General features: G+C 72.0%; 24 protein-coding genes. 13 read left to right on the forward strand and 11 right to left on the reverse strand.

Annotated features, from left to right (window positions below; all coding sequences use genetic code 11):
* Positions 1-88 precede the first annotated feature (88 nt).
* From ftsH to SGA01_RS30745, 4 genes are all read left to right on the forward strand, one after another.
* Complete coding sequence (gene ftsH / locus SGA01_RS30730) at positions 89-2107, forward strand: ATP-dependent zinc metalloprotease FtsH (RefSeq protein ID WP_055642771.1); 2019 nt, start codon at positions 89-91, stop codon at positions 2105-2107.
* Positions 2108-2207: 100 nt separating this feature from the next.
* Positions 2208-2816, forward strand: coding sequence for a GTP cyclohydrolase I FolE (gene folE / locus SGA01_RS30735; RefSeq protein WP_141300528.1), 609 nt, complete (start codon positions 2208-2210; stop codon positions 2814-2816).
* A gap of 69 nt (positions 2817-2885) precedes the next feature.
* Positions 2886-3185 (forward strand): hypothetical protein, encoded by a 300-nt coding sequence (locus SGA01_RS30740; RefSeq protein ID WP_174867553.1) that lies wholly within the window; start codon positions 2886-2888, stop codon positions 3183-3185.
* A gap of 65 nt (positions 3186-3250) precedes the next feature.
* A complete protein-coding gene (locus SGA01_RS30745) occupies positions 3251-3781 on the forward strand; it encodes an SMI1/KNR4 family protein (RefSeq protein ID WP_141300530.1) in 531 nt (176 codons plus the stop codon).
* A gap of 10 nt (positions 3782-3791) precedes the next feature.
* On the opposite strand, the gene SGA01_RS30750 is transcribed toward SGA01_RS30745, so the two are convergent.
* The 6 genes from SGA01_RS30750 to SGA01_RS30775 form a co-directional block, all read right to left on the reverse strand.
* On the reverse strand, positions 3792-4283 hold the full coding sequence (locus SGA01_RS30750; protein WP_141300532.1) for a DUF3180 domain-containing protein: 492 nt from the start codon (positions 4281-4283) through the stop codon (positions 3792-3794).
* 48 nt (positions 4284-4331) lie between these two features.
* Positions 4332-4931 carry a 2-amino-4-hydroxy-6-hydroxymethyldihydropteridine diphosphokinase gene (gene folK, locus SGA01_RS30755; RefSeq protein ID WP_141300534.1) on the reverse strand — a complete coding sequence of 200 codons (600 nt, stop codon included), beginning with the start codon at positions 4929-4931 and terminating at the stop codon, positions 4332-4334.
* Positions 4928-5287, reverse strand: coding sequence for a dihydroneopterin aldolase (folB, locus tag SGA01_RS30760; protein ID WP_017240053.1), 360 nt, complete (start codon positions 5285-5287; stop codon positions 4928-4930). Before folB ends, folK begins: the two co-directional genes overlap by 4 nt.
* A 121-nt stretch (positions 5288-5408) precedes the next feature.
* On the reverse strand, positions 5409-5915 hold the full coding sequence (locus tag SGA01_RS30765) for a nuclear transport factor 2 family protein (RefSeq protein ID WP_141300536.1): 507 nt from the start codon (positions 5913-5915) through the stop codon (positions 5409-5411).
* Complete coding sequence (gene folP, locus SGA01_RS30770) at positions 5912-6772, reverse strand: dihydropteroate synthase (protein ID WP_141300538.1); 861 nt, start codon at positions 6770-6772, stop codon at positions 5912-5914. Before folP ends, SGA01_RS30765 begins: the two co-directional genes overlap by 4 nt.
* A 50-nt stretch (positions 6773-6822) precedes the next feature.
* Positions 6823-8694 (reverse strand): phosphatidylglycerol lysyltransferase domain-containing protein, encoded by a 1872-nt coding sequence (locus tag SGA01_RS30775; protein ID WP_174867555.1) that lies wholly within the window; start codon positions 8692-8694, stop codon positions 6823-6825.
* 165 nt (positions 8695-8859) lie between these two features.
* Between SGA01_RS30775 and SGA01_RS30780 the strand changes: the two genes are divergently transcribed.
* Positions 8860-9972: an alpha/beta hydrolase gene (locus tag SGA01_RS30780; RefSeq protein ID WP_141300542.1), complete on the forward strand. Its 1113-nt coding sequence runs from the start codon at positions 8860-8862 to the stop codon at positions 9970-9972.
* Between the two features lie 55 nt (positions 9973-10027).
* Here SGA01_RS30780 and SGA01_RS30785 read toward each other — a convergent pair whose 3' ends face one another.
* A complete protein-coding gene (locus tag SGA01_RS30785; RefSeq protein ID WP_141300547.1) occupies positions 10028-11014 on the reverse strand; it encodes an ABC transporter ATP-binding protein in 987 nt (328 codons plus the stop codon).
* A gap of 145 nt (positions 11015-11159) precedes the next feature.
* On the opposite strand from SGA01_RS30785, the gene SGA01_RS30790 reads away from it, so the two are divergent.
* The 5 genes from SGA01_RS30790 to SGA01_RS30810 all read left to right on the forward strand — a co-directional run bounded on the left by SGA01_RS30790 (position 11160) and on the right by SGA01_RS30810 (position 15396).
* A complete protein-coding gene (locus SGA01_RS30790; RefSeq protein ID WP_024761371.1) occupies positions 11160-11846 on the forward strand; it encodes an ABC transporter permease in 687 nt (228 codons plus the stop codon).
* Between the two features lies 1 nt (position 11847).
* The gene (locus SGA01_RS30795) at positions 11848-12531 is read left to right on the forward strand and encodes an ABC transporter permease (protein ID WP_141300549.1); all 684 of its coding nucleotides are present in this window, start codon (positions 11848-11850) and stop codon (positions 12529-12531) included.
* A gap of 42 nt (positions 12532-12573) precedes the next feature.
* Positions 12574-13572: an ABC transporter substrate-binding protein gene (locus SGA01_RS30800; RefSeq protein ID WP_174867557.1), complete on the forward strand. Its 999-nt coding sequence runs from the start codon at positions 12574-12576 to the stop codon at positions 13570-13572.
* Between the two features lie 130 nt (positions 13573-13702).
* Positions 13703-14896, forward strand: a complete 1194-nt coding sequence (locus SGA01_RS30805; protein WP_141300553.1) for a hypothetical protein — start codon at positions 13703-13705, stop codon at positions 14894-14896.
* Complete coding sequence (locus tag SGA01_RS30810; RefSeq protein WP_141300555.1) at positions 14893-15396, forward strand: GNAT family N-acetyltransferase; 504 nt, start codon at positions 14893-14895, stop codon at positions 15394-15396. Before SGA01_RS30805 ends, SGA01_RS30810 begins: the two co-directional genes overlap by 4 nt.
* Before the next feature lie 37 nt (positions 15397-15433).
* Here SGA01_RS30810 and SGA01_RS30815 read toward each other — a convergent pair whose 3' ends face one another.
* Together SGA01_RS30815 and SGA01_RS30820 are read right to left on the reverse strand one after the other, a co-directional pair.
* On the reverse strand, positions 15434-16576 hold the full coding sequence (locus tag SGA01_RS30815; protein WP_141300557.1) for an NADH-quinone oxidoreductase subunit D: 1143 nt from the start codon (positions 16574-16576) through the stop codon (positions 15434-15436).
* A 40-nt stretch (positions 16577-16616) separates the two neighbouring features.
* The gene (locus tag SGA01_RS30820; protein WP_229918249.1) at positions 16617-17714 is read right to left on the reverse strand and encodes an SAM-dependent methyltransferase; all 1098 of its coding nucleotides are present in this window, start codon (positions 17712-17714) and stop codon (positions 16617-16619) included.
* 97 nt (positions 17715-17811) lie between these two features.
* On the opposite strand from SGA01_RS30820, the gene SGA01_RS30825 reads away from it, so the two are divergent.
* Positions 17812-19014 (forward strand): sensor histidine kinase, encoded by a 1203-nt coding sequence (locus SGA01_RS30825; RefSeq protein ID WP_141300559.1) that lies wholly within the window; start codon positions 17812-17814, stop codon positions 19012-19014.
* Between the two features lie 17 nt (positions 19015-19031).
* Entirely contained in the window at positions 19032-19712 is a 681-nt protein-coding gene (locus SGA01_RS30830) for a response regulator (protein WP_141300561.1), read from the forward strand.
* Between the two features lie 46 nt (positions 19713-19758).
* Here the strand turns inward: SGA01_RS30830 and SGA01_RS30835 are convergent, their stop codons facing one another.
* Positions 19759-20841: a DUF5937 family protein gene (locus tag SGA01_RS30835; protein ID WP_229918260.1), complete on the reverse strand. Its 1083-nt coding sequence runs from the start codon at positions 20839-20841 to the stop codon at positions 19759-19761.
* A gap of 106 nt (positions 20842-20947) precedes the next feature.
* Here SGA01_RS30835 and SGA01_RS30840 point away from each other — a divergent pair, with 106 nt between their 5' ends.
* Positions 20948-21154, forward strand: coding sequence for a hypothetical protein (locus SGA01_RS30840; RefSeq protein WP_141300565.1), 207 nt, complete (start codon positions 20948-20950; stop codon positions 21152-21154).
* Positions 21155-21163: 9 nt separating this feature from the next.
* On the opposite strand, the gene SGA01_RS30845 is transcribed toward SGA01_RS30840, so the two are convergent.
* Positions 21164-22351 carry a threonine aldolase family protein gene (locus SGA01_RS30845; protein WP_141300567.1) on the reverse strand — a complete coding sequence of 396 codons (1188 nt, stop codon included), beginning with the start codon at positions 22349-22351 and terminating at the stop codon, positions 21164-21166.
* Positions 22352-22414 lie beyond the last annotated feature (63 nt).

A 22414-nucleotide genomic window follows, 5' to 3' on the forward strand; every position in this document is an offset into this window, starting at 1 on the left:
CGTCCGAAGAACAGCTTTTTCACACAGCAGCTCTCACAGCAGCATTTTCCTACGGGCAGGAGGGACGGGGCGTTCTCGCTCCGTATGGATGGACGTGAAGCGATACTTCCGTGGGCCGGTCATGTGGATCGTGCTGGCCGTCCTCGCCGTGGTCGTGCTGATGCAGGTCGTCGGCTCGTCCGAGGGCTACAAGACGGTGGACACCGGCAAGGTCGTCCAGGCGATCGACAAGAACCAGGTCAAGCAGGCAAAGGTCACCACCGGTGACGAGCAGATCATCAAGATCGAGCTCGTCGACGGTCAGAAGATCGACAACAGCAGCAAGGTCCAGGCCAGCTACATCGGCTCCCAGGGCGTCGACGTCGCGGACAAGCTGCAGGAGAAGTTCGAGGCCGGGCAGATCGAGAAGGGCTACACCGTCTCCCCGACGAAGCAGTCGCCCTTCGTCTCGATCCTGCTCTCGCTCCTCCCCTTCGTCCTCATCGTGGTCGTCTTCCTCTTCCTGATGAACCAGATGCAGGGCGGCGGCTCCCGCGTCATGCAGTTCGGCAAGTCCAAGGCGAAGCTCATCACCAAGGACACGCCCAAGACCACCTTCGCCGACGTCGCAGGCTCGGACGAGGCCGTCGAGGAACTCCACGAGATCAAGGAATTCCTCCAGGAGCCCGCGAAGTTCCAGGCCGTGGGCGCCAAGATCCCGAAGGGCGTCCTTCTCTACGGCCCGCCCGGAACCGGCAAGACGCTCCTCGCGCGCGCCGTCGCCGGCGAGGCCGGGGTGCCGTTCTACTCGATCTCCGGCTCCGACTTCGTCGAGATGTTCGTCGGCGTCGGCGCCTCCCGCGTCCGCGACCTCTTCGAGCAGGCCAAGGCCAACGCGCCCGCCATCGTCTTCGTCGACGAGATCGACGCCGTCGGACGCCACCGCGGCGCCGGCCTCGGCGGCGGTCACGACGAGCGCGAGCAGACGCTCAACCAGCTGCTCGTCGAGATGGACGGCTTCGACGTCAAGGGCGGCGTCATCCTGATCGCCGCCACGAACCGTCCCGACATCCTCGACCCCGCCCTCCTGCGCCCCGGCCGATTCGACCGGCAGATCGCCGTCGACCGTCCGGACATGCTGGGCCGACTGGAGATCCTCAAGGTCCACCAGAAGGGCAAGCCGGTCGCGCCGGACGTCGACCTCGGCGCCGTCGCCCGCCGCACCCCCGGTTTCACCGGTGCGGACCTCTCCAACGTCCTCAACGAGGCGGCGCTCCTCACCGCCCGCGGCGACCAGAAGCTGATCGACAACAAGGCTCTGGACGAGGCGATCGACCGAGTGGTCGCGGGCCCGCAGAAGCGGACCCGGATCATGTCGGACAAGGAGAAGAAGATCACCGCGTACCACGAGGGCGGTCACGCCCTGGTCGCGGCGGCCTCGCCGAACTCCGACCCGGTCCACAAGATCACCATCCTGTCCCGCGGCCGTGCCCTGGGCTACACGATGGTGCTCCCGGAGGAGGACAAGTACTCCACCACGCGCAACGAGATGCTCGACCAGCTGGCCTACATGCTGGGCGGGCGCGCGGCGGAGGAGCTCGTCTTCCACGACCCGACCACGGGCGCGGCGAACGACATCGAGAAGGCCACGGCCACGGCCCGCGCGATGGTCACCCAGTACGGCATGACCGAGCGTCTCGGCGCGATCAAGTTCGGCGGCGACAACACCGAGCCCTTCCTGGGGCGCGAGATGTCGCACCCGCGGGACTACTCGGAAGAGGTCGCGGCGCTGGTCGACGAAGAGGTCAAGAAGCTCATCGAGACCGCGCACAACGAGGCCTGGGAGATCCTCGTCGAGAACCGTGACCTTCTCGACAACCTGGTCCTCGCGCTGCTCGAGAAGGAGACGCTGGGCAAGGAGGAGATCGCCGAGATCTTCGCCCCCATCGTCAAGCGTCCGGCCCGCCCGGCCTGGACCGGTTCCTCCCGCCGCACGCCCTCCACGCGTCCGCCGGTCCTCTCCCCCAAGGAGCTGGCCCTGACGAACAGCGCGAACGGCACGGCGACCCCCGCGGTCGACACCACGAAGGGCATCGACATCGCCCCGGTGGACACCCCCGAGGAGTGACCAGCCGGAGACCCCGGAATGGATGCCGCGCCCCCACAGGTTTTAGCCTGTGGGGGCGCGGCTTTTCGCGCACACCTGTCAGACGGAACGAGGCACAGAGATGACCGACCCGGTGACGCTGGACGGCGAGGGCACGATCGGCGAGTTCGACGAGAAGCGCGCCGAGAACGCCGTACGAGAGCTCCTCATCGCGGTCGGCGAGGACCCGGACCGTGAGGGCCTGCGCGAGACGCCGGCGCGGGTGGCGCGGGCGTACAAGGAGCTTTTCGCAGGGCTGTGGCAGACGCCCGAGGATGTCCTGACAACGACGTTCGACCTCGGGCACGACGAGATGGTCCTGGTGAAGGACATCGAACTGGTATCTCAGTGTGAACATCATTTGCTGCCATTTCATGGCGTAGCTCACATCGGTTACATTCCAGCTGAATCGGGCAAAATTACCGGGCTGTCCAAGTTGGCTCGCCTCGTCGACGTCTTTGCCCGCCGTCCGCAGGTCCAGGAGCGCCTGACGACGCAGATCGCCGACTCGCTGATGCGGATCCTCGATGCTCGTGGTGCGATCGTCGTCATCGAGGCGGAGCACATGTGCATGGCTCTGCGTGGTGTCCGTAAGCCGGGCGCGAAGACGACGACCTCGGCGGTACGTGGGCAACTTCGTGACGCTACTACACGATCCGAGGCAATGTCCCTGATACTGGCCCGTTCGTAGCGGGCTGTCCGCGTTGCTCCATACCGTCCCCCGATCAGTGGAGTCGATCGCTGATCAAGGGGGACCGGTATGGGGTACGGGCTGACCAGCAAGATGCTGGTGAACCTGGTGGACAGCTGCGTCCAGGCGAAGGACGTGGCTCCTGGGCGCGCGATGTGGACGCTCGACGGCGACCGGACGGTGCAGACCACGGTCGTCGACGTGGCGGCGGTGAAAGCCCGTAAAGCCGTCGAGGTGGTCACGGACCACATGGCGTTCACTGCCAGTCCGGATCTGCTGCTGGCCACGCCGGACGGCTGGACGCACGCGGCGGACGTGTTGGGGCGCCCCCCACCCCACCTTCCTGGTGAACGGGCATCTCGTGCGTGAGCCCTGGTAGGGCCTCGTGGAGCCCGCAGCGCGGATATGTCGGTGCGGGCGGCTAGCCTGCGCGGATGATGGAGACGATCTGCGACGACCGCCGTTTTCCCGCTGCGCTTGCCGATGTCGCCCGAGCCGAGTTCGTCTACGGCGACGAGGGCGAGGGCGTCGACTTCGAGCCGTACGACGCCTTCGACTCCGCCGAGGAGACCACGGACTGGCTCCGACACTGGACCGGCAACCACGAGCTCGACGGCGGTGACTACCGCGTCTTCGGGCAGGACGGGACCGGCGGCCTCGCCGCGATCTGGTGTGTGCGGCCGGGGCGACCGCTGGCAGAGCAGCCCGTGGTGTTCATGGGCTCCGAGGGCGAGCGCGGGGTGGTCGCCCGGAATCTGTCCGACTTCCTGTGGGTGCTGGCCGATGGCTTCGGACCGGCGGAGGCGGCGCTGTACCTGGAGCGGGAAGCTCGGCCGGACGCGGCCCTGGCCGAGCTCGCAGAGCGGCACGCGACCTCTCCGCGTCGTACCGCCCGGGAGATCATCACTGAGGCGCAGGTCGAGTTCGCGACCTTCTCCGACGATCTCGACGAGCTCTGCCGCTGAGCTGGAGCCTTCAGGCCCGGGCCTTGCCCGGGCCTTCGCCGTTGCCGTCGGAGTCTTCCGGGAGCTTGCAGACGCGCTCCAGGAAGAGGGCCGCCGCGATGACGCCGATGCCCGCCACGACCGCGAGGGCCGCGTAGAGGGCCTGGTCGCGGCGGGCCGGGACGTCGAGGGAGCCGAGGAGGAAGACGCCCGTGCCGCCGTACATGCCGGCGACGAGGGCGGCCACCAGGGCGCTCGCCTGGCCGAAGACCACCGCGCGGGCCGCCATCAGGGGCTCGACGCCCTTGGCGCCGGGGCGGCGCTCGCGCTGGGCCTTGAGGCGGATGCGGATCGAGAGGGCGGTCGCGGTGAGGACGACCGCGATCACGGCGAGGACGATCGGTGCGGCGATCGGCACGCTGGGGAGGGTGCCGACGGAGTCCCAGAGGCGGGCGGCGCCCCAGGAGAGGATGCCCGCCACGAGGAACAGTCCGGTGAGCACCTTCAGCCGCAGTTGTTTCACCGGGTGTCCTTCACGTGGTCGCGGGGCGGTCTGCCACGAGCCTAACGACTACTCGGGCAGACGGAGTTCCAGGTCGACACGGGGAGTGACGCCCGCACTGCCGAGGACGGCGAGGAGATCGGCGACGGCGCCGCGGCCGGGGAGCTGGGCGGCGGGGTCCACGTCGTGCCAGGGGGCGAGGACGAAGGCGCGCTCGTGGGCGCGGGGGTGCGGGAGGGTGAGGACGGGGTCCTCGGAGACGACGTCGGCGTACGTGATGATGTCGACGTCGATGGTGCGGGCGCCCCAGCGCTCCTCGCGGACGCGGTGGAAGGCCTCCTCGACGGCGTGGGCCCGCTCCAGGAGGGAGGAGGGCGGCAGCGTCGTCTTCACGAGGGCGACGGCGTTGAGGTACGAGGGCTGGGTGCCCGGCTCGACGCCCCAGGGGGCCGTCTCGTAGACCGGGGAGACGGCTTTGACCCGGAGGCCGGGGGTGTCGCCGAGGGCGTCGACGGCGCCCTGGAGGGTCTCCAGGCGGTTGCCGAGGTTGGCGCCGAGGGCGAGGACGGCCCAGCGGGGGTTGGACAGGGTCGTGTCGGCCGCGTCGACGGTGGCGACGACGGAGGCCGGTACGGGCTGGACGGTGGGGTCGCTCTGTGTCGGCTTCATCGTCGGCTCCGGGTGATCGTGATGGTCACGTCGTCGAAGGGCACGGTGATGGGGGCGTCCGGCTTGTGGACGACGACTTCCACTTCCTGTACCCCGGCGTGGCTGAGGCATTGCTGGGCGATGCGCTCGGCCAGGGTCTCGATGAGGTCGACGGGCTCGCCCTGGACGACGTCGACGACTTCCTCGGCGACGATGCCGTAGTGCACGGTCTTCGCCAGGTCGTCGTCGGCGGCCGCCGGGCGCGTGTCCAGGCCGAGGACCAGGTCCACGATGAAGGTCTGGCCCTCCTCGCGCTCCTTGGGGAAGACGCCATGGTGGCCCCGGGCCTTGAGGCCGCGCAGCGCGACACGATCCACGCGAATCACTCCTGCTGTCGTAGTTCGGGTGGCCACGCAGCCGGGTGCGGACGGCCGGGTGTCCACTTCGAATCTACCTGCGGGGACCGACAGCGCTTGCCGTCGGGGGGCCAAGGGTGGGTCAGGCCGTGGGTTCCGTGCCGTCCACGCCGGGGCCCTCGCTGTCCGTGTCCTCGGTCTCCGTGAGGACGGGGGAGGCGTGGTGGGACCAGATCTTCCAGCCGTCCTGTGTGTCGCGGAACACGTTGGTCGCGACGACGAGCTGACCGACGAGGGGGCCGAGCTCGGCCCCGTCCTCGGCCGGTCCGCCGCTGAGGATGTTCTCGGTGCACGTGACGACGGCGGTCGCGCCGGCCAGGGAGATCCTGAGGTCGGTGAGGAAGAACTGGATGTACTCCGTGTTGGCCATGATCAGGGCGTACGAGCGGAGCACCTCGCCGCGGCCGGTGAGGACGGGCCAGCCGGGGTGGACGCAGGTGATGGGGGTGGCCCCGTCGTCGAGCCAGAGGGCGGAGACGGCTTCGAAGTCGCCGGTCTCCATCGCCTCGTAGAAGGCGGTGTTGGCGGCTTCGACGGCGGCTTCGTCGGCGGCGCGGCCCGCGGCTCCCCTTTCGTCCGGCCGGCTCACGCGGCTCCCTCGACGGCCCTGGCGACGCGTACGGCGTCGGCGGTGGCCCTGACCTCGTGGACGCGGACGGCCCAGGCGCCCTCGTGGGCGGCGATGGCGGAGACGGCGGCGGTCGCGGCGTCGCGCTCGCGGGCGGGGGGCGGGGTGGCGCCGTCGCGGGTGAGGACGTGGCCGAGGAAGCGCTTGCGGGAGGCGGCGACGAGGAGGGGCCGGCCGAGGGCGCGGAGCTCGGGGAGGTGGGCGACGAGGGCCAGGTCGTGGGGGGCGAGCTTGGCGAAGCCGAGGCCGGGGTCGACGACGATGCGCTCGGGGGCGATGCCGCCGGCGATTACGGCGTCCAGACGGGTGCGGAGTTCGGCGACGACCTCGGCGACGACGTCGTCGTACACGGCGAGGTCGTTCATGCCCTGGCTGAAGCCGCGCCAGTGCATGACGACGAAGGGGACCTCGGCGGCGGCGACGGCGGGGACCATGCCGGGGTCGGCGAGTCCGCCGCTGACGTCGTTGACGAGGACGGCTCCGGCTTCGACGGCGCGGGCGGCGACGGCGGCGCGCATGGTGTCGACGGAGACGGTGACGCCTTCGGCGGCGAGGCCGCGGACGACGGGGACGACGCGGCGGAGCTCTTCCTCCTCGTCGACGCGGCTGGCTCCGGGGCGGGTGGACTCGCCGCCGACGTCGACGAGGTCGGCGCCCTGGGCGACGAGGTCGAGGCCGTGCTTGACGGCGGCCGTGGTGTCGAACCAGCGGCCGCCGTCGGAGAAGGAGTCGGGGGTCACGTTGACCACGCCCATGACCGCGCAGCGGTCCCACTCCGGAAGGCCCTGGGCCGTGCCACGGTCGATCGTCGTACTCATGTGTCCAGCGTAGGGCCCAGGGCCTTCCGGGGCGGGATCAGGCGGGTGGATCAGGCCGCGTGGACCTCGTGCTTGGTGGCCGTCGGGGAGGGGGCGGGGAGCGTGGGCACGATGTGGGCGCAGGGCCTCGGGGCCGGGACGGGGCGGCGGCGGGGGAAGGGGCGCGGGAGGGAGACGGTGACGAATCCTTCGGCGCGCATGGCGGCGAGGCTGATGCGGGGCAGGTCGCGGCTGTTGCGGTAGACGACGAAGCGGGGTTCCCAGCGGGGCCGGAACTTGGCGTTGAACTTGTAGAGCGACTCGATCTGGAACCAGCGGGAGAGGAAGACGAGCAGTCCGCGCCAGACACGGAGGACGGGTCCCGCGCCGATCTTCTCGCCGCGCGCGAGGGCGGAGCGGAACATCGCGAAGTTGAGGGAGACGCGCTCGATGCCGAGGGCCGGGGAGGCCTGGAGGGCGGCGACGATGAGGAGTTCGTTCATGCCGGGGTCGGCGGAGCGGTCGCGGCGCATGAGTTCGAGCGACATGCCGTCCGGGCCCCAGGGCACGAAGTGGATGATCGCCTTCAGGTCCCCGTAGGGGGAGGCGGGGTGGGCCGGGTCGTCGGGATCGTCCTTGTGGGCGGTCGCTATGACGGCGTCTCCGTCGCCGGGGGCGCCGATGCGGCCGAGGGCCATGGAGAAGCCGCGCTCGGTGTCGGTGCCGCGCCAGTCGGCGGCGGCGCGGCGGACTCGTTCCAGCTCCTCGTCGTCGAGGTCGCGGACGCGGCGGACCTGGGTGGTGTAGCCGTTGCGTTCGATGCGCTTGACCATCTGGCGGACGTTGCGCATGGCGCGGCCCGAGAGGGAGAAGTCGGCGACGTCGACGATCGCCTCGTCGCCGAGTTCGAGGGCGTCGAGGCCGGTCTCGCGGGTCCAGACCTGGCCGCCGGTCTCGGAGCAGCCCATGACGGCGGGGGTCCAGGAGTGGGCCTTGGCCTCGTCCATGAAGCGTTCGATGGCGCCGGGCCAGGCCTCGACGTCGCCGATGGGGTCGCCGCTGGCGAGCATCACGCCGGAGACGACGCGGTAGCAGACGGCGGCCTTGCCGCTGGGGGAGAAGACGACGCCCTTGTCGTCGCGGAGGGCGAAGTGGCCGAGGGAGTCGCGGCCGCCGTGCTGGTCGAGGAGGGCGCGCAGCCGGGTCTCGTCGTCGTCGGTGAGGCGGGCGGCCGGGTGCTCGGGCCGGAAGGCGAAGTAGATGGTGGTGAGGGCGGTGAGCATGCCGAGGGCGCCGAGGGAGTAGCCGACGGTCCAGTCGACGCCGCGGGTGTAGGCGACGGGGCCTTCGACGCCGAGGAGCCCGTAGAGGACGTGTTCGAGGCGGTCGGTGAGGCTGGGGTCGCCGACGACGCGGCGGGGGTGGGCGCTGACGATGACGAGGCCGAGGGCGATGGATCCGGCGCCCATGACGACGAAGTTGGCGAGCGCCCGCCAGCGGCTGCGCGGGTCGGGGAGGGCGGCGAACTCGTCGCGGTGGCGCAGCAGGAGGGCGAGGAGCGCGAGGGAGAAGAGGGCGCCGAGGACGGAGTGGCGCCAGACGAACTGGGCGGCGGCGCCGATGGGGAGGAGGACGACGGCGGCGCGCCAGGCCCGGCGCTTGTGCCGCTTGAGGCCGTGGGCGAGGAGCAGGAGGAGGACGCCGGCGCTGAGGGAGAGGGCGGCGGAGAGGGGGCCGAGGGTGCCGGGGAGGACTTCGGCGACCGCGTGCATGCGGCTGGCGCGGAAGCGGGGGAAGACTCCGGCGGCGATGTCGATCAGGCCGATGAGGGTGCAGGCCGTGCCGACGAGGGCGGGGACCTTCTCGGGGCGGGGGCCGCGCAGAATCCGGCGTACCTGAACCGGAACCAATCGCGATTTGTCCCCATCTACCGTGACAGACATGGCTTCCCGTACTTCCCGTGGTCCTGCGAGGGGTCTCTGACTCCGGCCGGGCCCTGCGGCGCGTTCGGCGGGCCGTACCGGCTGGTGCGCTCTCTATGACGGAGTCGCGCGGAGCCGGGTTCATCGGTTCACAGGAAATTCTTGGAAAGAAGGCTCGGTCGTCTCATGGGGCTCATCAGCAACAAAGTCCTCGTGCTGGCCGTCGTGCTGGCCGTGGCGCTGTTCCTCGTCACGGTCTGGCTCTGGCCGCGGCTCGCGCGGCGCGGCTGGCGTGCGGTCGTGGGGCGGGTAGGGCTACTGCTCGTGACCCAGGTGGCGCTGTTCGCGGCCGTGGGTCTTGCGGCGAACCGTTCCTTCCTCTTCTACGGCTCCTGGGCGGACCTGTTCGGGCAGGAGCAGGACATGGGGGTGGTCGTCGACCACTCGGCCGCCGCGAAGGACGTGCGGGTGCTGGAGAAGCAGGGGCTGAAGGTGCCGGGCGGGTCCCGACCGGAGGTCGGCGGCCAGATACAGAAGGTCGTCGTCGCGGGGGAGCGGTCGGGGATCACCTCGCCGGCCTACGTCTACCTGCCGCCGGAGTACTTCCAGAAGCGGTACGCGAAGAGCACGTTCCCGGCCTCGGTGGTCCTCACCGGGTACCCGGGCACCGCGGAGAACCTGATCAAGGGGCTGAAGTACCCGAGGACGGCGTACACCCAGGCGAAGGCCGGGAAGATGCAGCCGATGATCCTGGTGATGCTGCGTCCGACGGTGGCGCCGCCGCGGGACACCGAGTGCGTGGACATCCCGGGCGGCCCGCAGACGGAGACCTTCTTCGCGGAGGACCTGCCGAAGGCGGTCTCGGAGACGTACCGGGTGGGGACGAAGGCCCGGAACTGGGGCTTCATGGGGAACTCGACCGGTGGGTACTGCGCGCTGAAGATCGCGCTGCACCACCCGGACCGGTACGCGGCGGGGGCGGGGTTCTCGGCGTACTACAAGGCGGCGGAGGACGTGACGACGGGCGACCTCTTCCACGGCGACGACCAGCTGCGCAAGCGGGGGAACCTGCTGTGGAGCCTGGACCACCTGCCGCAGGGGAAGTCGTCGTTCCTGGTGACGACGTCGAAGCAGGGCGAGGGCAACCTGAAGGGGACGCTCGACTTCGTCAAGAAGGTGAAGAGCCCGGCGCGGGTCTCGTCGATCACGCTGGAGAGCGGCGGCCACAACTTCAACACGTGGAACCGGGAGATCCCGCCGGGGCTGGTCTGGATGGCAGGGCGGCTCAGCGCCGCCTGACGCCGACGCCCGGCCGCCCCTGCTGAAGTCGACGCCCCGCCGCCCCTCCTGACGTCTACTCCACCGTGGCCCTGCGGAGGGCGCGGTGCACTCCCTCCGGGGTGAGGACGCCGAGGGGGCGGCCGGCGGCGTCGGTCACCGTGAGGCGGCCGGTGTCGTGCTGGAGGAGCAGGGCGAGGGCGTCCTTGAGGGAGGACCCGAGGGGTACCTGGGCGTCGCCCTCGTATCCCTCGGGGCCCCCGGCGTACCGCTCGGTGCTTTCTGTCCGAGAGTCGAGGTCGGCCTCGGTGACGGGCGTGACGGCGAGCCGCTTGAGCCCGCGGTCGCTGCCGACGAAGTCCGCGACGTACGGGGTGGCGGGGGAGCCGAGCACGGTGGCGGGGGTGTCGAACTGCTCGATGCGGCCCTGCCCGTAGACGGCCATGCGGTCGCCCATGCGGACGGCCTCCTCGATGTCGTGGGTGACGAGGAGGACGGTCTTGCGGACGGTGGCCTGGAGCGCGAGGAACTCGTTCTGGAGACGCTCGCGGACGACGGGGTCGACGGCGCCGAAGGGCTCGTCCATCAGGAGGACGGGCGGGTCGGCGGCGAGCGCGCGGGCGACGCCGACGCGCTGGCGCTGTCCGCCGGAGAGCTGGGCGGGGTAGCGGGGGCCGTGGACGGCCGGGTCGAGGCCGACGAGGTCGAGGAGTTCGGCGGCACGCGCGCGTGCGGCGGCCTTCTTCCAGCCGAGGAGGGCGGGGACCGTCGCGGTGTTGTCGAGGACCGTGCGGTGGGGGAAGAGCCCGACCTGCTGGATGACGTAGCCGATCTTGCGGCGCAGGGCGACCGGGTCGACGTCGGCGATGTCGCGGCCGTCGACGAGGACGCGGCCGGAGGTCGGTTCGACGAGCCGGTTGACCATCATCATCGTGGTCGTCTTGCCGCAGCCGGACGGCCCGACCAGGGTGACGAGTTCGCCCTCGGCGACCTCGAAGGAGAGGTCGTCGACAGCCGTGGTGCCGTCCGCGTACCGCTTGGTCACGTGCTCGAACCGGATCATGGTTCCCCATTCTGGCCCCTGGCCGCCGGGGGTGTGTGAAGGGCGTGTTGCCGCATTGTGGCGGATCCCGGTGATTGTCGGTGCCGGGGGTTAGGGTCGTCAGACATACGTTCGGAGCGAGCGGACGACCCGGGGGGAGGGGCGGATGAGCACGCCGAACTGTCTGGTCACCAACGACTGGATATGCGGGGAGTATCTGCGCACGCGCAGCGAGGAACTGACGGACGCGACCCTCCAGCATGTGGGAATCACGGTCGTGTCCGTGCTCCTCGCGCTCCTCGTCGCCGTGCCGCTGGCGCTGCTCGTGCGGGCGAAGCCGCGGTTCGCGGGCCCGGTCCTCGGGCTGACGACCCTGCTGTACACGGTGCCGTCGCTCGCGATGTTCTCTCTGCTCCTGCCCGTCTTCGGGCTCTCGGCGGCGCTCGTCGTGACCGGCCTCGTGCTGTACGCGCTGACGATCCTCGTGCGGAACACCCTGGCCGGGCTCGACGCCGTGCCGGCCGAGACGCGCGAGGCCGCCCGGGGCATGGGGTACGGCTCGTGGCGCCTGCTTTGGCAGGTCGAACTCCCGCTGGCGCTGCCGGTGCTGATGGCCGGTATACGGATGGCGACGGTCTCCACGATCGCGCTGACGACGGTCGGCTCGGTCGTCGGCCGCGGCGGGCTCGGCAATCTCATCGAGGACGCGCTGCCGACCTTCTTCAAGGCGCAGGTGCTCGCCGCCTCCGTGCTGTGCGTGCTGCTCGCCGTCACCGCCGACCTGCTGCTCCTGGGACTCCAGCGGCTCCTCACGCCGTGGGCCCGGATACGGACCGCGCCGGGGGGTGCCTGAGATGGGGATCGTCACGGGCGCCTGGACCTGGCTCACCACCGGCGCGCACTGGACCGGTGAGGAGGGCATCGGGCAGCGGCTCGCGGAGCACGTGTACGTGAGCGGGGCGGCCCTGCTGATCGCCTCGGCCGTCGCGCTGCCGCTCGGGCTGTGGCTCGGCCACCTCGGCCGGGGCGGGGCGCTCGCGGTGAACGTGTCCAACGTGGGCCGCGCGGTCCCGGTCTTCGCGGTCCTCGCGCTGTTCATGGTCTCGCCCCTGCGGAACGCCGGCTATGTGCCGACCGTCGTCGCCCTCGTGCTGTTCGCGATACCGCCGCTCCTCACCAACGCGTACGTGGGGATGCGGGAGGTGGACCGGTCCGCCGTGCGGGCCGCGCGGGGCATGGGGATGACGGGCGGCCAGGTCTTCCGGCGCGTCGAACTGCCGCTGGCGCGGCCGGTGGTGATGACCGGGGTGCGCTCGGCGGCGGTGCAGGTCATCGCCACGGCGACGGTCGCGGCGATGGTCGGTCAGGGCGGCCTCGGCCGGATCATCACGGCCGGCTTCGCCCTCTACGACACGGCGCAGGTGGTCGCGGGCGCCGTGCTCGTGGCCCTGCTCGCCCTCCTGGTGGAGGCGGTGCTCGCGGGAGCGGACCGGCTCCTGTCGGGCCCGGCGATCCGTGCGCGCGGACCGAAGAGCTGAACGACTGAACGACCGAACGACCTGCTGAAGTTGATGACGGAGATGGGTGGTCTTGTGAACAGGGTCTCGCGTATCGCGGGTGCGGTGCTGGGGACGACGGCGCTGGCCGTCGCGCTCGCCGCGTGCGGCGGCGACAGCCTGGAGGGGGGCAAGAAGAAGGACGCCGGCGGCTCCGGCGCGTCCGCGGGCGGGGAGAAGGGCTCGCTGGTCGTGGGCGCGGCGGCCTTCACCGAGTCGAAGGTGCTGGCCGAGCTGTACGCCCAGTCGCTGCGGGCCGCCGGATACTCCGTATCGGTCACCACCGTGAAGAATCGCGAGTTGTACGAGCCGTCCCTGGAGAGCGGCGAGATCGACGTCGTACCGGAATACGCGGCGACGATCGCGGAATTCCTCAACGCGAAGGTGAACGGTCCGAAGGCACCCGAGGACAAGCCGGTGGCTTCCGGTGACGCGGACGCGACGGTCGAGGCGCTGCGGAAGCTCGCCGAACCGCGTGGTCTGAAGGTGCTCGCGGTGGGCGGTGCCGTCGATCAGAACGCCTTCGCGGTGACCAAGGAATTCGCCGAGAAGAACAAGCTGACGACCCTTTCCGATCTCGGCCGCGCGAAGCTCAAGGTGAAGATCGCGGCCGGTGACGAATGCGCGGTGCGGCCGTTCTGCGCGCCCGGTCTGAAGAAGACGTACGGGATCGACGTGGCCGGCATCGACCCCAAGGGGGTCGGGACCCCGCAGGCCAAGCAGGCCGTCAAGGACGGGGTGGACCAGCTCGTCCTGACGACCACCACGGACGCCACGATCGACACCTTCGGGCTCGTCTTCCTGGAGGACGACAAGAAGCTGCAGAACGCGGACAACGTCCTGCCCGTGGTCAACGCCAAGGACGCCGGCGCACCCGAGATAGCGGCCGCGCTCGACAAGGTCACCAAGGTCCTGACGACAGCGGATCTCGCCGAACTCAACCGCAAGGTGGATGCCGAGCGGGCGAAGCCGGAAGACGTCGCCAAGGACTATCTGACGGCGAAGGGGCTGCTCAACAAGTAGGTCCCGGGTGAGGGGAGTCGGCCCGAAACGGAACCGGAAGGGTGCATCACCACTTCTTCTGGCGAGAAGTGGCCAAGAGATTGCCGGGCCGACACCCCACATGGCGCCTACGCACGGTAAATTTCAGGCCATGCCACGTGGACGCCACCGCCATTCCCCGCCTCTGCACAAGTTGCTGCCGCCTTCCGCGGTCGCAGGCGCCGCGGTCGTGTGCGCCGCGGTCGTCTGGCTGCCCGGAGACCTCCTGGTCGTGCGGCTGCTCGCGGTCGCCGCCGCGGCCGCGGCCGTCACCGGTGCCGTCCTCATGCGCAGTTGGGACCGGAGCGCCGGCGCCCGCGTCGCCGAGCTGAACCGGGCCCGCACCGCCGACCAGTGGAAGGCCGAGGAGCGGGTCGCCGAGCTGGAGTCCGACCTGGAGGAGTCCCGCGGCCTGCGGACCCGGCTCGACGCCAAGCTCCGCGCCAAGCGCGTCGAGCTCGCCGGGCTGCGCGGCGAGCACGCCGACCTCCTCCGCCGGTACGCCACCGCGGAGACCGAGCGCGCGAGCGCCCTGGAGGGCCGCCGCGTCCTCGCCCTGGAGGCGACCACCACCGCCGAGGCGGCCGGCACCGGGGCGAAGGCCCTGCCCGCCGCCGGGTCCGCGCCCACCCCGGAGGCGTACCGCAAGGCCGCCCAGGCCCTGCGGGACCTTCCGCGCAACGCCGCGGCCCAGCACGCCCGGCGCACCGCCGAGGCGGCCCGCGAGCGGGACCTCGCCGAGCGGGCCCGTGAGACGGAGGAACCGCAGGGGAAGCACGCGGCGGCCGCCGGGACCGAGCAGCACAGCCGTACGGCCGCCCCCGCCCTCGGGCCCGCCCCGGAGCCGGCGGCACTGACCGCCGCGCCCTCCTCGGAGGACTCGGCGGCGGACCCCGCGGCCGATGGTGCCTCCGCGCCCGCCGATGCCCCCGCCCCCGTGCCCGTCGCGCCCACCGGGATCGCGCGCGTGCCCGCCGTCCCGCGGGCCGCGGCGATCGTCCCGTACGCGGCCCGCAGGCCTGTCCCGCGCCCCGAGGGCGGGTTCGACTTCTTCGGTACGCAGAAGGTGGCGGCGGCCATCGAGGCCGTGCAGAACACCGACCTCGCCGACGTCGTGGGCGAGGAGGTCCTCGAAGAGGCCCTGGCCGCCGAGACCCCGTTCCTCGTCCCGCTCGCCCCGCTCGCCCCGCTCGCGCCTCCGGCGCCGGCGGCGCCCCGGACGATCGGTGAGGTCATCGACCTGACCGCGCACGACGAGACGGAGCAGCTCGACGTGGCCGAGCTGCGCGGCGCGGTCAACTCGTGACGTACCGCCTCGCCCTCCTCACGGCGGCCGAGGCGGTCCGCCGCCGCGAGGAGCTGATCGCCCTGTGCGCCCAGGCCTTCGGCGGTTCCCCCTGGCACGAGCCCCCGCTCGGCGCCGTACGGACCGTGGACCGGCTGCTCGACAACGCCGTGCGGAGGGACGACTTCTGCGCGGCCGCCGCGTACGCCGCGGACGACCCGGACGATGCCGGCGCCGCCCTGCTCGGCTTCGCGGCCGGATGGACCGACACCGCGCTGTCCGGCGACGAGCCCACCTTCGAACTCGTCGAGCTGGTCGTCGCGCCCGGCAGCCAGGGGCTGGGCATCGGCCGCGCCCTCCACGACGGGCTGCTCGTGGTCGGGTCGCCGGGACCGGCCCTGCTCATGACCCTCGACGTACCGGAACTGACGGACCGGTACACGCGCTGGGGCTGGAAGGTCGTGGACCGCCTGCGCCCCGGCAAGGAAGAGCGCGACTACGTCGTGATGCGCCGGGCCTGAGCCCGGCGTACCTGCCCGGCCCGCCAGGTCGGCCCGCCTACTTGTCGATGTCGCCGACGACGAAGAACAGCGAGCCGAGGATCGCGACCATGTCGGCGACGAGCGTCCCAGGCAGCAGCTCGACCAGCGCCTGGATGTTGTTGAACGACGCCGAGCGGAGCTTCAGCCGGTACGGCGTCTTCTCGCCCTTGGAGACCAGGTAGTAGCCGTTGACGCCGAGCGGGTTCTCCGTCCAGGCGTACGTGTGGCCCTCCGGCGCCTTCAGCACCTTCGGCAGCCGCTGGTTGATCGGGCCCTGCGGCAGATCGGCGATCCGGTCCAGGCAGGCGTCCGCCAGGTCCAGGGCGTTGTGCGTCTGGTCGAGCAGGCACTCGAAGCGCGCCAGGCAGTCGCCCTCCTCGCGTACGGCGACCCGCAGCGTGTCCTGGAGCTCCCCGTAGGCGAGGTACGGCTCGTCACGGCGCAGGTCGAAGTCGACGCCCGAGGCGCGGGCGATCGGCCCGGACACCCCGTACGCGTGGACCGCGGCCTGCGACAGGACGCCGACCCCGCGCGTACGGCCCCGGAAGATCTCGTTGCCGAGGACCAGCCGGTCGTACACGTCCATCCGCGACCGGACGTCCGCGACGGCCTGGCGCGCCCGCCCCAGCCAGCCGGCGGGCAGGTCCTCCTTGAGGCCGCCGACCCGGTTGAACATGTAGTGCATCCGGCCGCCGGAGACCTCCTCCATCACGGCCTGGAGCTCCTCGCGCTCCCGGAAGGCGTGGAAGACCGGGGTGATCCCGCCCAGTTCGAGGGGGTACGAGCCGAGGAACATGAGGTGGTTGAGGACCCGGTTCAGCTCGGCGAGGAGCGTACGGGTCCACACGGCGCGCTCGGGGACCTCCATGCCCAGCATCCGCTCGACGGCCATGACGACCCCGAGCTCGTTGGAGAAGGCGGAGAGCCAGTCGTGACGGTTGGCCAGCATGATGATCTGCCGGTAGTCACGCGCCTCGAAGAGCTTCTCGGCGCCGCGGTGCATGTAGCCGATCACCGGCTCGGCCTGCTGGACGACCTCGCCGTCGAGCACGAGCCGGAGGCGGAGCACGCCATGGGTCGAGGGGTGCTGCGGGCCGATGTTCAGCACCATGTCGGTGCTCTCCGCCGCGCCGCCGATTCCGACCGTCGTCTCCGTCATGCGGGACAGTATCCCCTGCCCCGCGTCCCCCGCCCACGGGTCACCCGGCGGCGGGCCGGACCCGCTGGACCAGCCAGTGGAAATCGCCCAGTCCGCCGCGGGCGGTCAGTTCGGCGGCCTCGCCGGCGGCGGCGAGCGCGCGGACGTAGCCGGCGGGATCCGTCGAGGCCAGGGAGAGCGGCGGACGCCCCCCGGACACCCCGAGCCGCTGCAGGACGTCCCGCTGTGTGAGCAGCTCCGCGCCGCCACCCGCGCCTGCGCCGCCCGCGGGCTCCGAGCCCGAGCCCGCGCCCCCCGAGCCCGAGCCCCCGGCCCTCGCGCCCGAGCCCCCGGCCCTCGCGCCCGCCTCCGCGCACGCGTCCACCGCCACGTGGGCCGTCACGTCGCAGCCGCCGTCCGGGACCGGCGGCACCTCGCGGCCGGCCCGGAAGCCGGTCAGGGTGCCGAAGGGCGGCCGGGAGTCCCGTACGTGCCCGTAGTCGACGGCCACCGCGCGGCCCGCCGCGAGCGAGCCCACCGCCGCCGCCCACGCCTCGTCCCGGGGCCGCCCGATCTCGGCCCGCGCGCCGGGCTCCCGCAGCGGCCACCAGCGGGCCAGCCACTCCGCGTCGGGGCCCGCGACGGGCGCGCCGAGCCGCTCCGTACCGTCCGCGCGGACCTCCACGTACCGGGCGACGCCCGCCGCGTCGGCCTCGGCCACGTCCACCGGCACGTTGTCGAGCCACTCGTTCGCGAAGAGGAGCCCGCGCACGCTCCCCGGCTCCGGCAGCCGGTCCGTCCAGACGACCCGCTCGTCGAGCCCCGCCGGACGGGGAGCACGCTCGACCGCGTACGCCCGGACGGCGAGGCCCGGCCCCGCGGCCCCCTCGGTCGCCGCGAGCACCGCCGTCAGCAGCTCGCCCCGGCCCGCGCCCACGTCCACGAGATCGACCTCGGCCGTCCCCAGCTCCTCCGCGACCTCGCCGAGCAGCCGGGCCACGGCCCCCGCGAACAGCGCGGAGGCATGCACCGACGTGCGGAAATGCCCTGCGGGCCCCTCAGGGCGCAGATAGAAGCCCCCGGGGCCGTACAGCGCCCGTTCCGTGGCCTCGCGCCACCCCTGCCACTGACACGTCTCACCCGTCACGTCATCCGTCACGCGCCCCAGTCTCCACCTCGGGGAGTACGGGCCCGTCGTCAAGGATCGGCCCAACGGTTGATCCCTGCACCTATCGGCTTTCCCTACTCTGGGTGACGTGCAGCGCCTCTACGACTTCATCCGCAGACACCCGACGGGCGTCGACACCTTCTGGGCCGTCGTCCTCCTCGGGTTCTCCCTGCTGTGGGTGGGGACGACCTACCCGGCGGTCGGCAACCCCCTCGCGTTCGGGGTGGTCGCCGTGCTCTTCTCCCTGGTCGTGGCCCTGCGCCGACGCGCCCCGGAGAAGATGCTGCTGCTGACGGTCGCCCTCGGCCTCGTCCAGCTCGTCTTCGGCCTGGAACCGTTCATCGCCGACTTCGCCATGCTCGTGATCGTCTTCACGGTCGCGGCGCACGACGGACCCCGCTGGGCCTCCCGCCTCGCCCTCGTCGGCGGACTGAGCGCCTCCACGCTCTCGCAGCTGAGATGGCCCATGGACGGCATCGACTCCGTCGCGGCGACGATCTTCTTCACGGTCATCATGACCGTGCCGTTCGCGCTCGCCTGGGTCCTCGGCGACTCGCTCCGCACCCGCCGCGCCTACTTCGCGCAGCTGGAGGAGCGCGCCTCCCGCCTGGAGCAGGAGCGCGAGGCCCAGGCCAAGGTCGCGGTCGCCGCCGAGCGCGCCCGGATCGCCCGCGAGCTGCACGACGTCGTCGCGCACAACGTGTCGGTGATGGTCGTCCAGGCCGACGGCGCCGCCTACGTCATGGACTCCTCCCCGGAGACCGCCAAGCAGGCCCTGGAGACGATCTCCACCACGGGCCGGCAGGCCCTCGCCGAGATGCGCCGCCTCCTCGGCATCCTGCGCACCGGCGAGCACCAGGAGGCCGGCGAGTACGTGCCCCAGCCCGACGTCCAGCAGATCGAGGACCTCGTCGAGCAGGTCCGGGGCGCCGGCCTCACCGTCGACTTCGCGATCGAGGGGAGCCCGCGCCCGCTGCCCAGCGGCGTCGAGCTCACCGCGTACCGGATCGTGCAGGAGGCGCTCACCAACACGCGCAAGCACGGCGGTCCCGACGTCGGCGCGAGCGTCCGTCTTGTCTACTTCGACGACGGCCTCGGACTGCTCGTCGAGGACGACGGCCGCGGCGCTCCGCAGGAGATGTACGAGGACGGCGGCGCCGACGGGCGCGGCCATGGTCTGATCGGGATGCGCGAGCGGGTCGGCATGGTCGGCGGCACGCTGGACGCGGGGCCGCGCCCCGGCGGTGGTTTCCGGATCAGCGCCCTGCTTCCCCTCAAGCCCGCTCACTAGAAGAGGATCTTCCTGACATGTCCATCCGCGTGATGCTCGTCGACGACCAGGTGCTGCTGCGTACCGGTTTCCGTATGGTGCTCGCCGCCCAGCCGGACATGGAGGTCGTGGCGGAGGCGGGCGACGGGGTCGAAGCCCTTGAGGTGCTGCGCGCCACGGCGGTCGACGTCGTCCTGATGGACGTGCGCATGCCGAAGCTGGACGGGGTGGAGACGACCCGGCGGATCTGCTCGCAGCCGGACGCGCCGAAGGTGCTGATCCTGACCACGTTCGACCTCGACGAGTACGCGTTCTCGGGCCTGAAGGCGGGCGCGAGCGGCTTCATGCTGAAGGACGTGCCGCCGGCGGAGCTGCTCGGCGCGATCCGTTCGGTGCACAGCGGCGACGCGGTGGTGGCGCCCTCGACGACCCGCCGGCTCCTCGACCGCTTCTCGCCGATGCTGCCGTCGACGGGCACGGAGACGCGGGCCGTCGACACCGCGCTCGCGCGCCTCACGGACCGGGAGCGCGAGGTGATGATGCTGGTCGCGCAGGGCCTGTCGAACGGCGAGATCGCGGCGCGGCTCGTCCTCTCGGAGGCGACGGTGAAGACCCACGTGGGCCGGATCCTGACCAAGCTGGGCCTGCGCGACCGGGTCCAGGTCGTGGTCCTCGCCTACGAGTCGGGCCTGGTCCGCGCGGGCGGCGGCGCGGCCTGAGCCGGTCCCGCCAGGGCCTTCCCGGCAGATCAGGGCCGGACACCCCCTAGCGCAGCACGCTCTCCAGGAAGTCGCTGCCGAGCCGGGCGACGACGGACACGTCGAGCTGGTGGAGGACGTACCGGCCGCGGCGCTGGGTGGTGATCAGCCCGGCCTTCTTCATGACGGCGAGGTGCCGGGAGACCTCCGGGGCGGTGATGTTGTACGCGTCGGCCAGCTCGCTCGTCGTGTGCGAGCTGCGGGCCAGGCTGCGGCAGAGCCGCATCCGCATCGGGTGGGCGATGGCCTCCAGGCGCAGTTTGACGTCCTCGGTCGCGGCGGCGCCGCCGAGGTCGCGGGTGGGCACGGGGTACTGGACGACCGGGTGCCAGCCGGGTGCGTACGGAGCGAAGAGGTGCGGCCAGCCGAAGGCGGTCGGCACGAACGTCACGCCCGCGCCCTCGGCGCTCGTACGCCCCTGGACCAGCTTGTCGACGACGATCCGGGAACCCCGCTCGTCCTCCTCCAGGGTCATCGCCGACGAGGCGGCGGAGACGGCCTCGGCGAGGCCCTTGCGGCGCATCAGCTCGGTCTTGTGGCGGGCGTCGGCGGCGAGCTGAACGCTGACCCGGCGCCAGGTGTCCGCGAAGAACGCCTCGTCGCAGTCCTCCAGGAGCCGCCGGATCCACGCGCGCGTGCCGGGCGGGTCGGCCAGCATCCGCTCCACGACGGTGGCCTGCCGGGGCCCGCGCGCGGCGGCCAGGTCGAGGGCGCGGCGGCGCATCCGCTCGTCGACGAGCGGAGAGGGCGCGCCGTTCTTGTACTTGCTGTTGCAGGAGATCTCCAGCGCCGCGCCCACGAACGTCTCGTCGTCCAGGCGGTCGAGGTCGTCCAGCTCCTCGGTGAGGGTCTCCCGGGGCCGCGCCGGCAGCAGGATGTCCGCGCGGGTGGAGTTCCACATGAAGTCGGCCTCGTGGAGCCGGTCGGCCAGCTCGGGCTCGAGCGCGGCGGCGGTCGTGGTCGTCCAGGCGTGGAGCCGGGGGTGGTGCGCGGGCTCGGAGAGGGCATGCAGGGCGGCGCCCAGTTCGGCCAGGGGCGAGGGGCAGAAGACGATGAGCTCCTGCGGCAGTCCGGTGATGTCGATCGTCACGCTCACGCCCCCATGGTGCGGGGTGCGGCGGGGGTGGTGTCGCGCCGTTTGACGGGTGCCGTCAATCGGCGCGCCGGACCGCCGGGGCGCGGCGCACGGTGAGGTCATGAACGCGCTGCACCAGTACCTCTTCGACACGTACCGCGCCGACCGGCTCGGCGAGCCGCTGCCGCCGGCGCCCGGCACCCATGACCTGGCCGTCCTGCGTTCCGTCCGCGACCGCCGCCGCTTCGAGCGGGTGCTCGCGGGCCGCCCGGCCCGCGGGGCCCTTCTCACCGCCCTGCGCCGCCGACTGCGCCCCCGCTCCTGCTGACGGGGCCGCTCAGCCCTCGAACCGGGACAGGAAGTCCCGTACCGCCGCCCGTACGTCCTCCGCCGCCCACTCCAGCCCGGGCCGCGTCACCGTCAGCTCCGTCACGGCGACGCCCGGCGGGCCGCCCGCGCCGGGGCTGAACCAGCGGCGGAAGAGGGCCGTCCCGGTGGCCTCGGTCTGGGCGGCGGCCGCGGCCGTCAGGACCTCCGGGTCGTACGGGAGCCAGACCTGGAACTGGTGGGTGTGCGGGACCTCCGGGTGGACCCGGGACCAGACGACGCCCGCCGCCGCGAACTCCTCCCGCACCGCCTCGGCCACCACGCGCGCGTGCCGCACGTACGAGGGCAGCAGGGGCAGCTCGACGGCGAGGCCGCGGAGCGCGGAGAGCGCCGCCGGGTACTGCTGGGCGACCAGGCCTCCGTACCGGTGCCGCCAGACCCGCGCCTCCTCCATGACGTCCTCGGGACCCGCGAGCGCGGCCCCGGACAGGCCGCCGAGGGACTTGTAGAACGAGACGTACACGCTGTCGGCGAGCCCCGCGATCTCGGGCAGACCACGGCCGAAAAGCGTCGTGCACTCCCACAGGCGCGCCCCGTCGAAGTGGACGACCGCGTCCCGCTCCCTGGCCGCCTCGACCACCTCCGTCAGCTCGTCCCAGGACGGCAGGACGAAGCCGGCGTCGCGCAGCGGCAGCTCCAGCATCAGCGTCCCGAAGGGCTCCGGGTGGTCGCGCACCTCCTCGGCCGTCGGCAGCCGCGGCGCGTCGGTCAGGTGGACCGTACGGAGCCCGGAGACGGCCCCGAACGCGCCGCCCTCGTGGACCTCGGGGTGGGCGAGCGGGTGGAGGCCGACGACGGGGTTGCCGGTGCGCCCGGCCCAGCAGCGCAGGGCGACCTGCTGGGCCATCGTGCCGGTCGGGAAGAACACGGCGGCGGGCAGGCCGAGCTCCTCGGCCACACGCCGCTCGACCTCCTCCACGATCCCGTTGCCGTACATGTCGACGGGGTCGTCCGCGTGGCCTTCGCTCTCCGCCCAGTCGAGGAGCTCGCGCAGCCGCTGTCCGACCGTCCCTTCGACGGAGGTGTGCCACAGCCTCCGCTCGGCGCCGGCCCAGAGCTTCGCCCGGTACGGCCGGAGCGCTTCCTCGTCCGCGGAATCCCCGGAATCCGCGGGATCCACATCTGCGTTCATGTCCATGGGGCGATCATCACACCGCCGCCCACACCCTGTGGACAGCCACGGGAGGAGCGCGAAACGCTG

The sequence above is a fragment of the Streptomyces gardneri genome (genome assembly GCF_006539185.1).
GTDB lineage: Bacteria > Actinomycetota > Actinomycetes > Streptomycetales > Streptomycetaceae > Streptomyces > Streptomyces gardneri.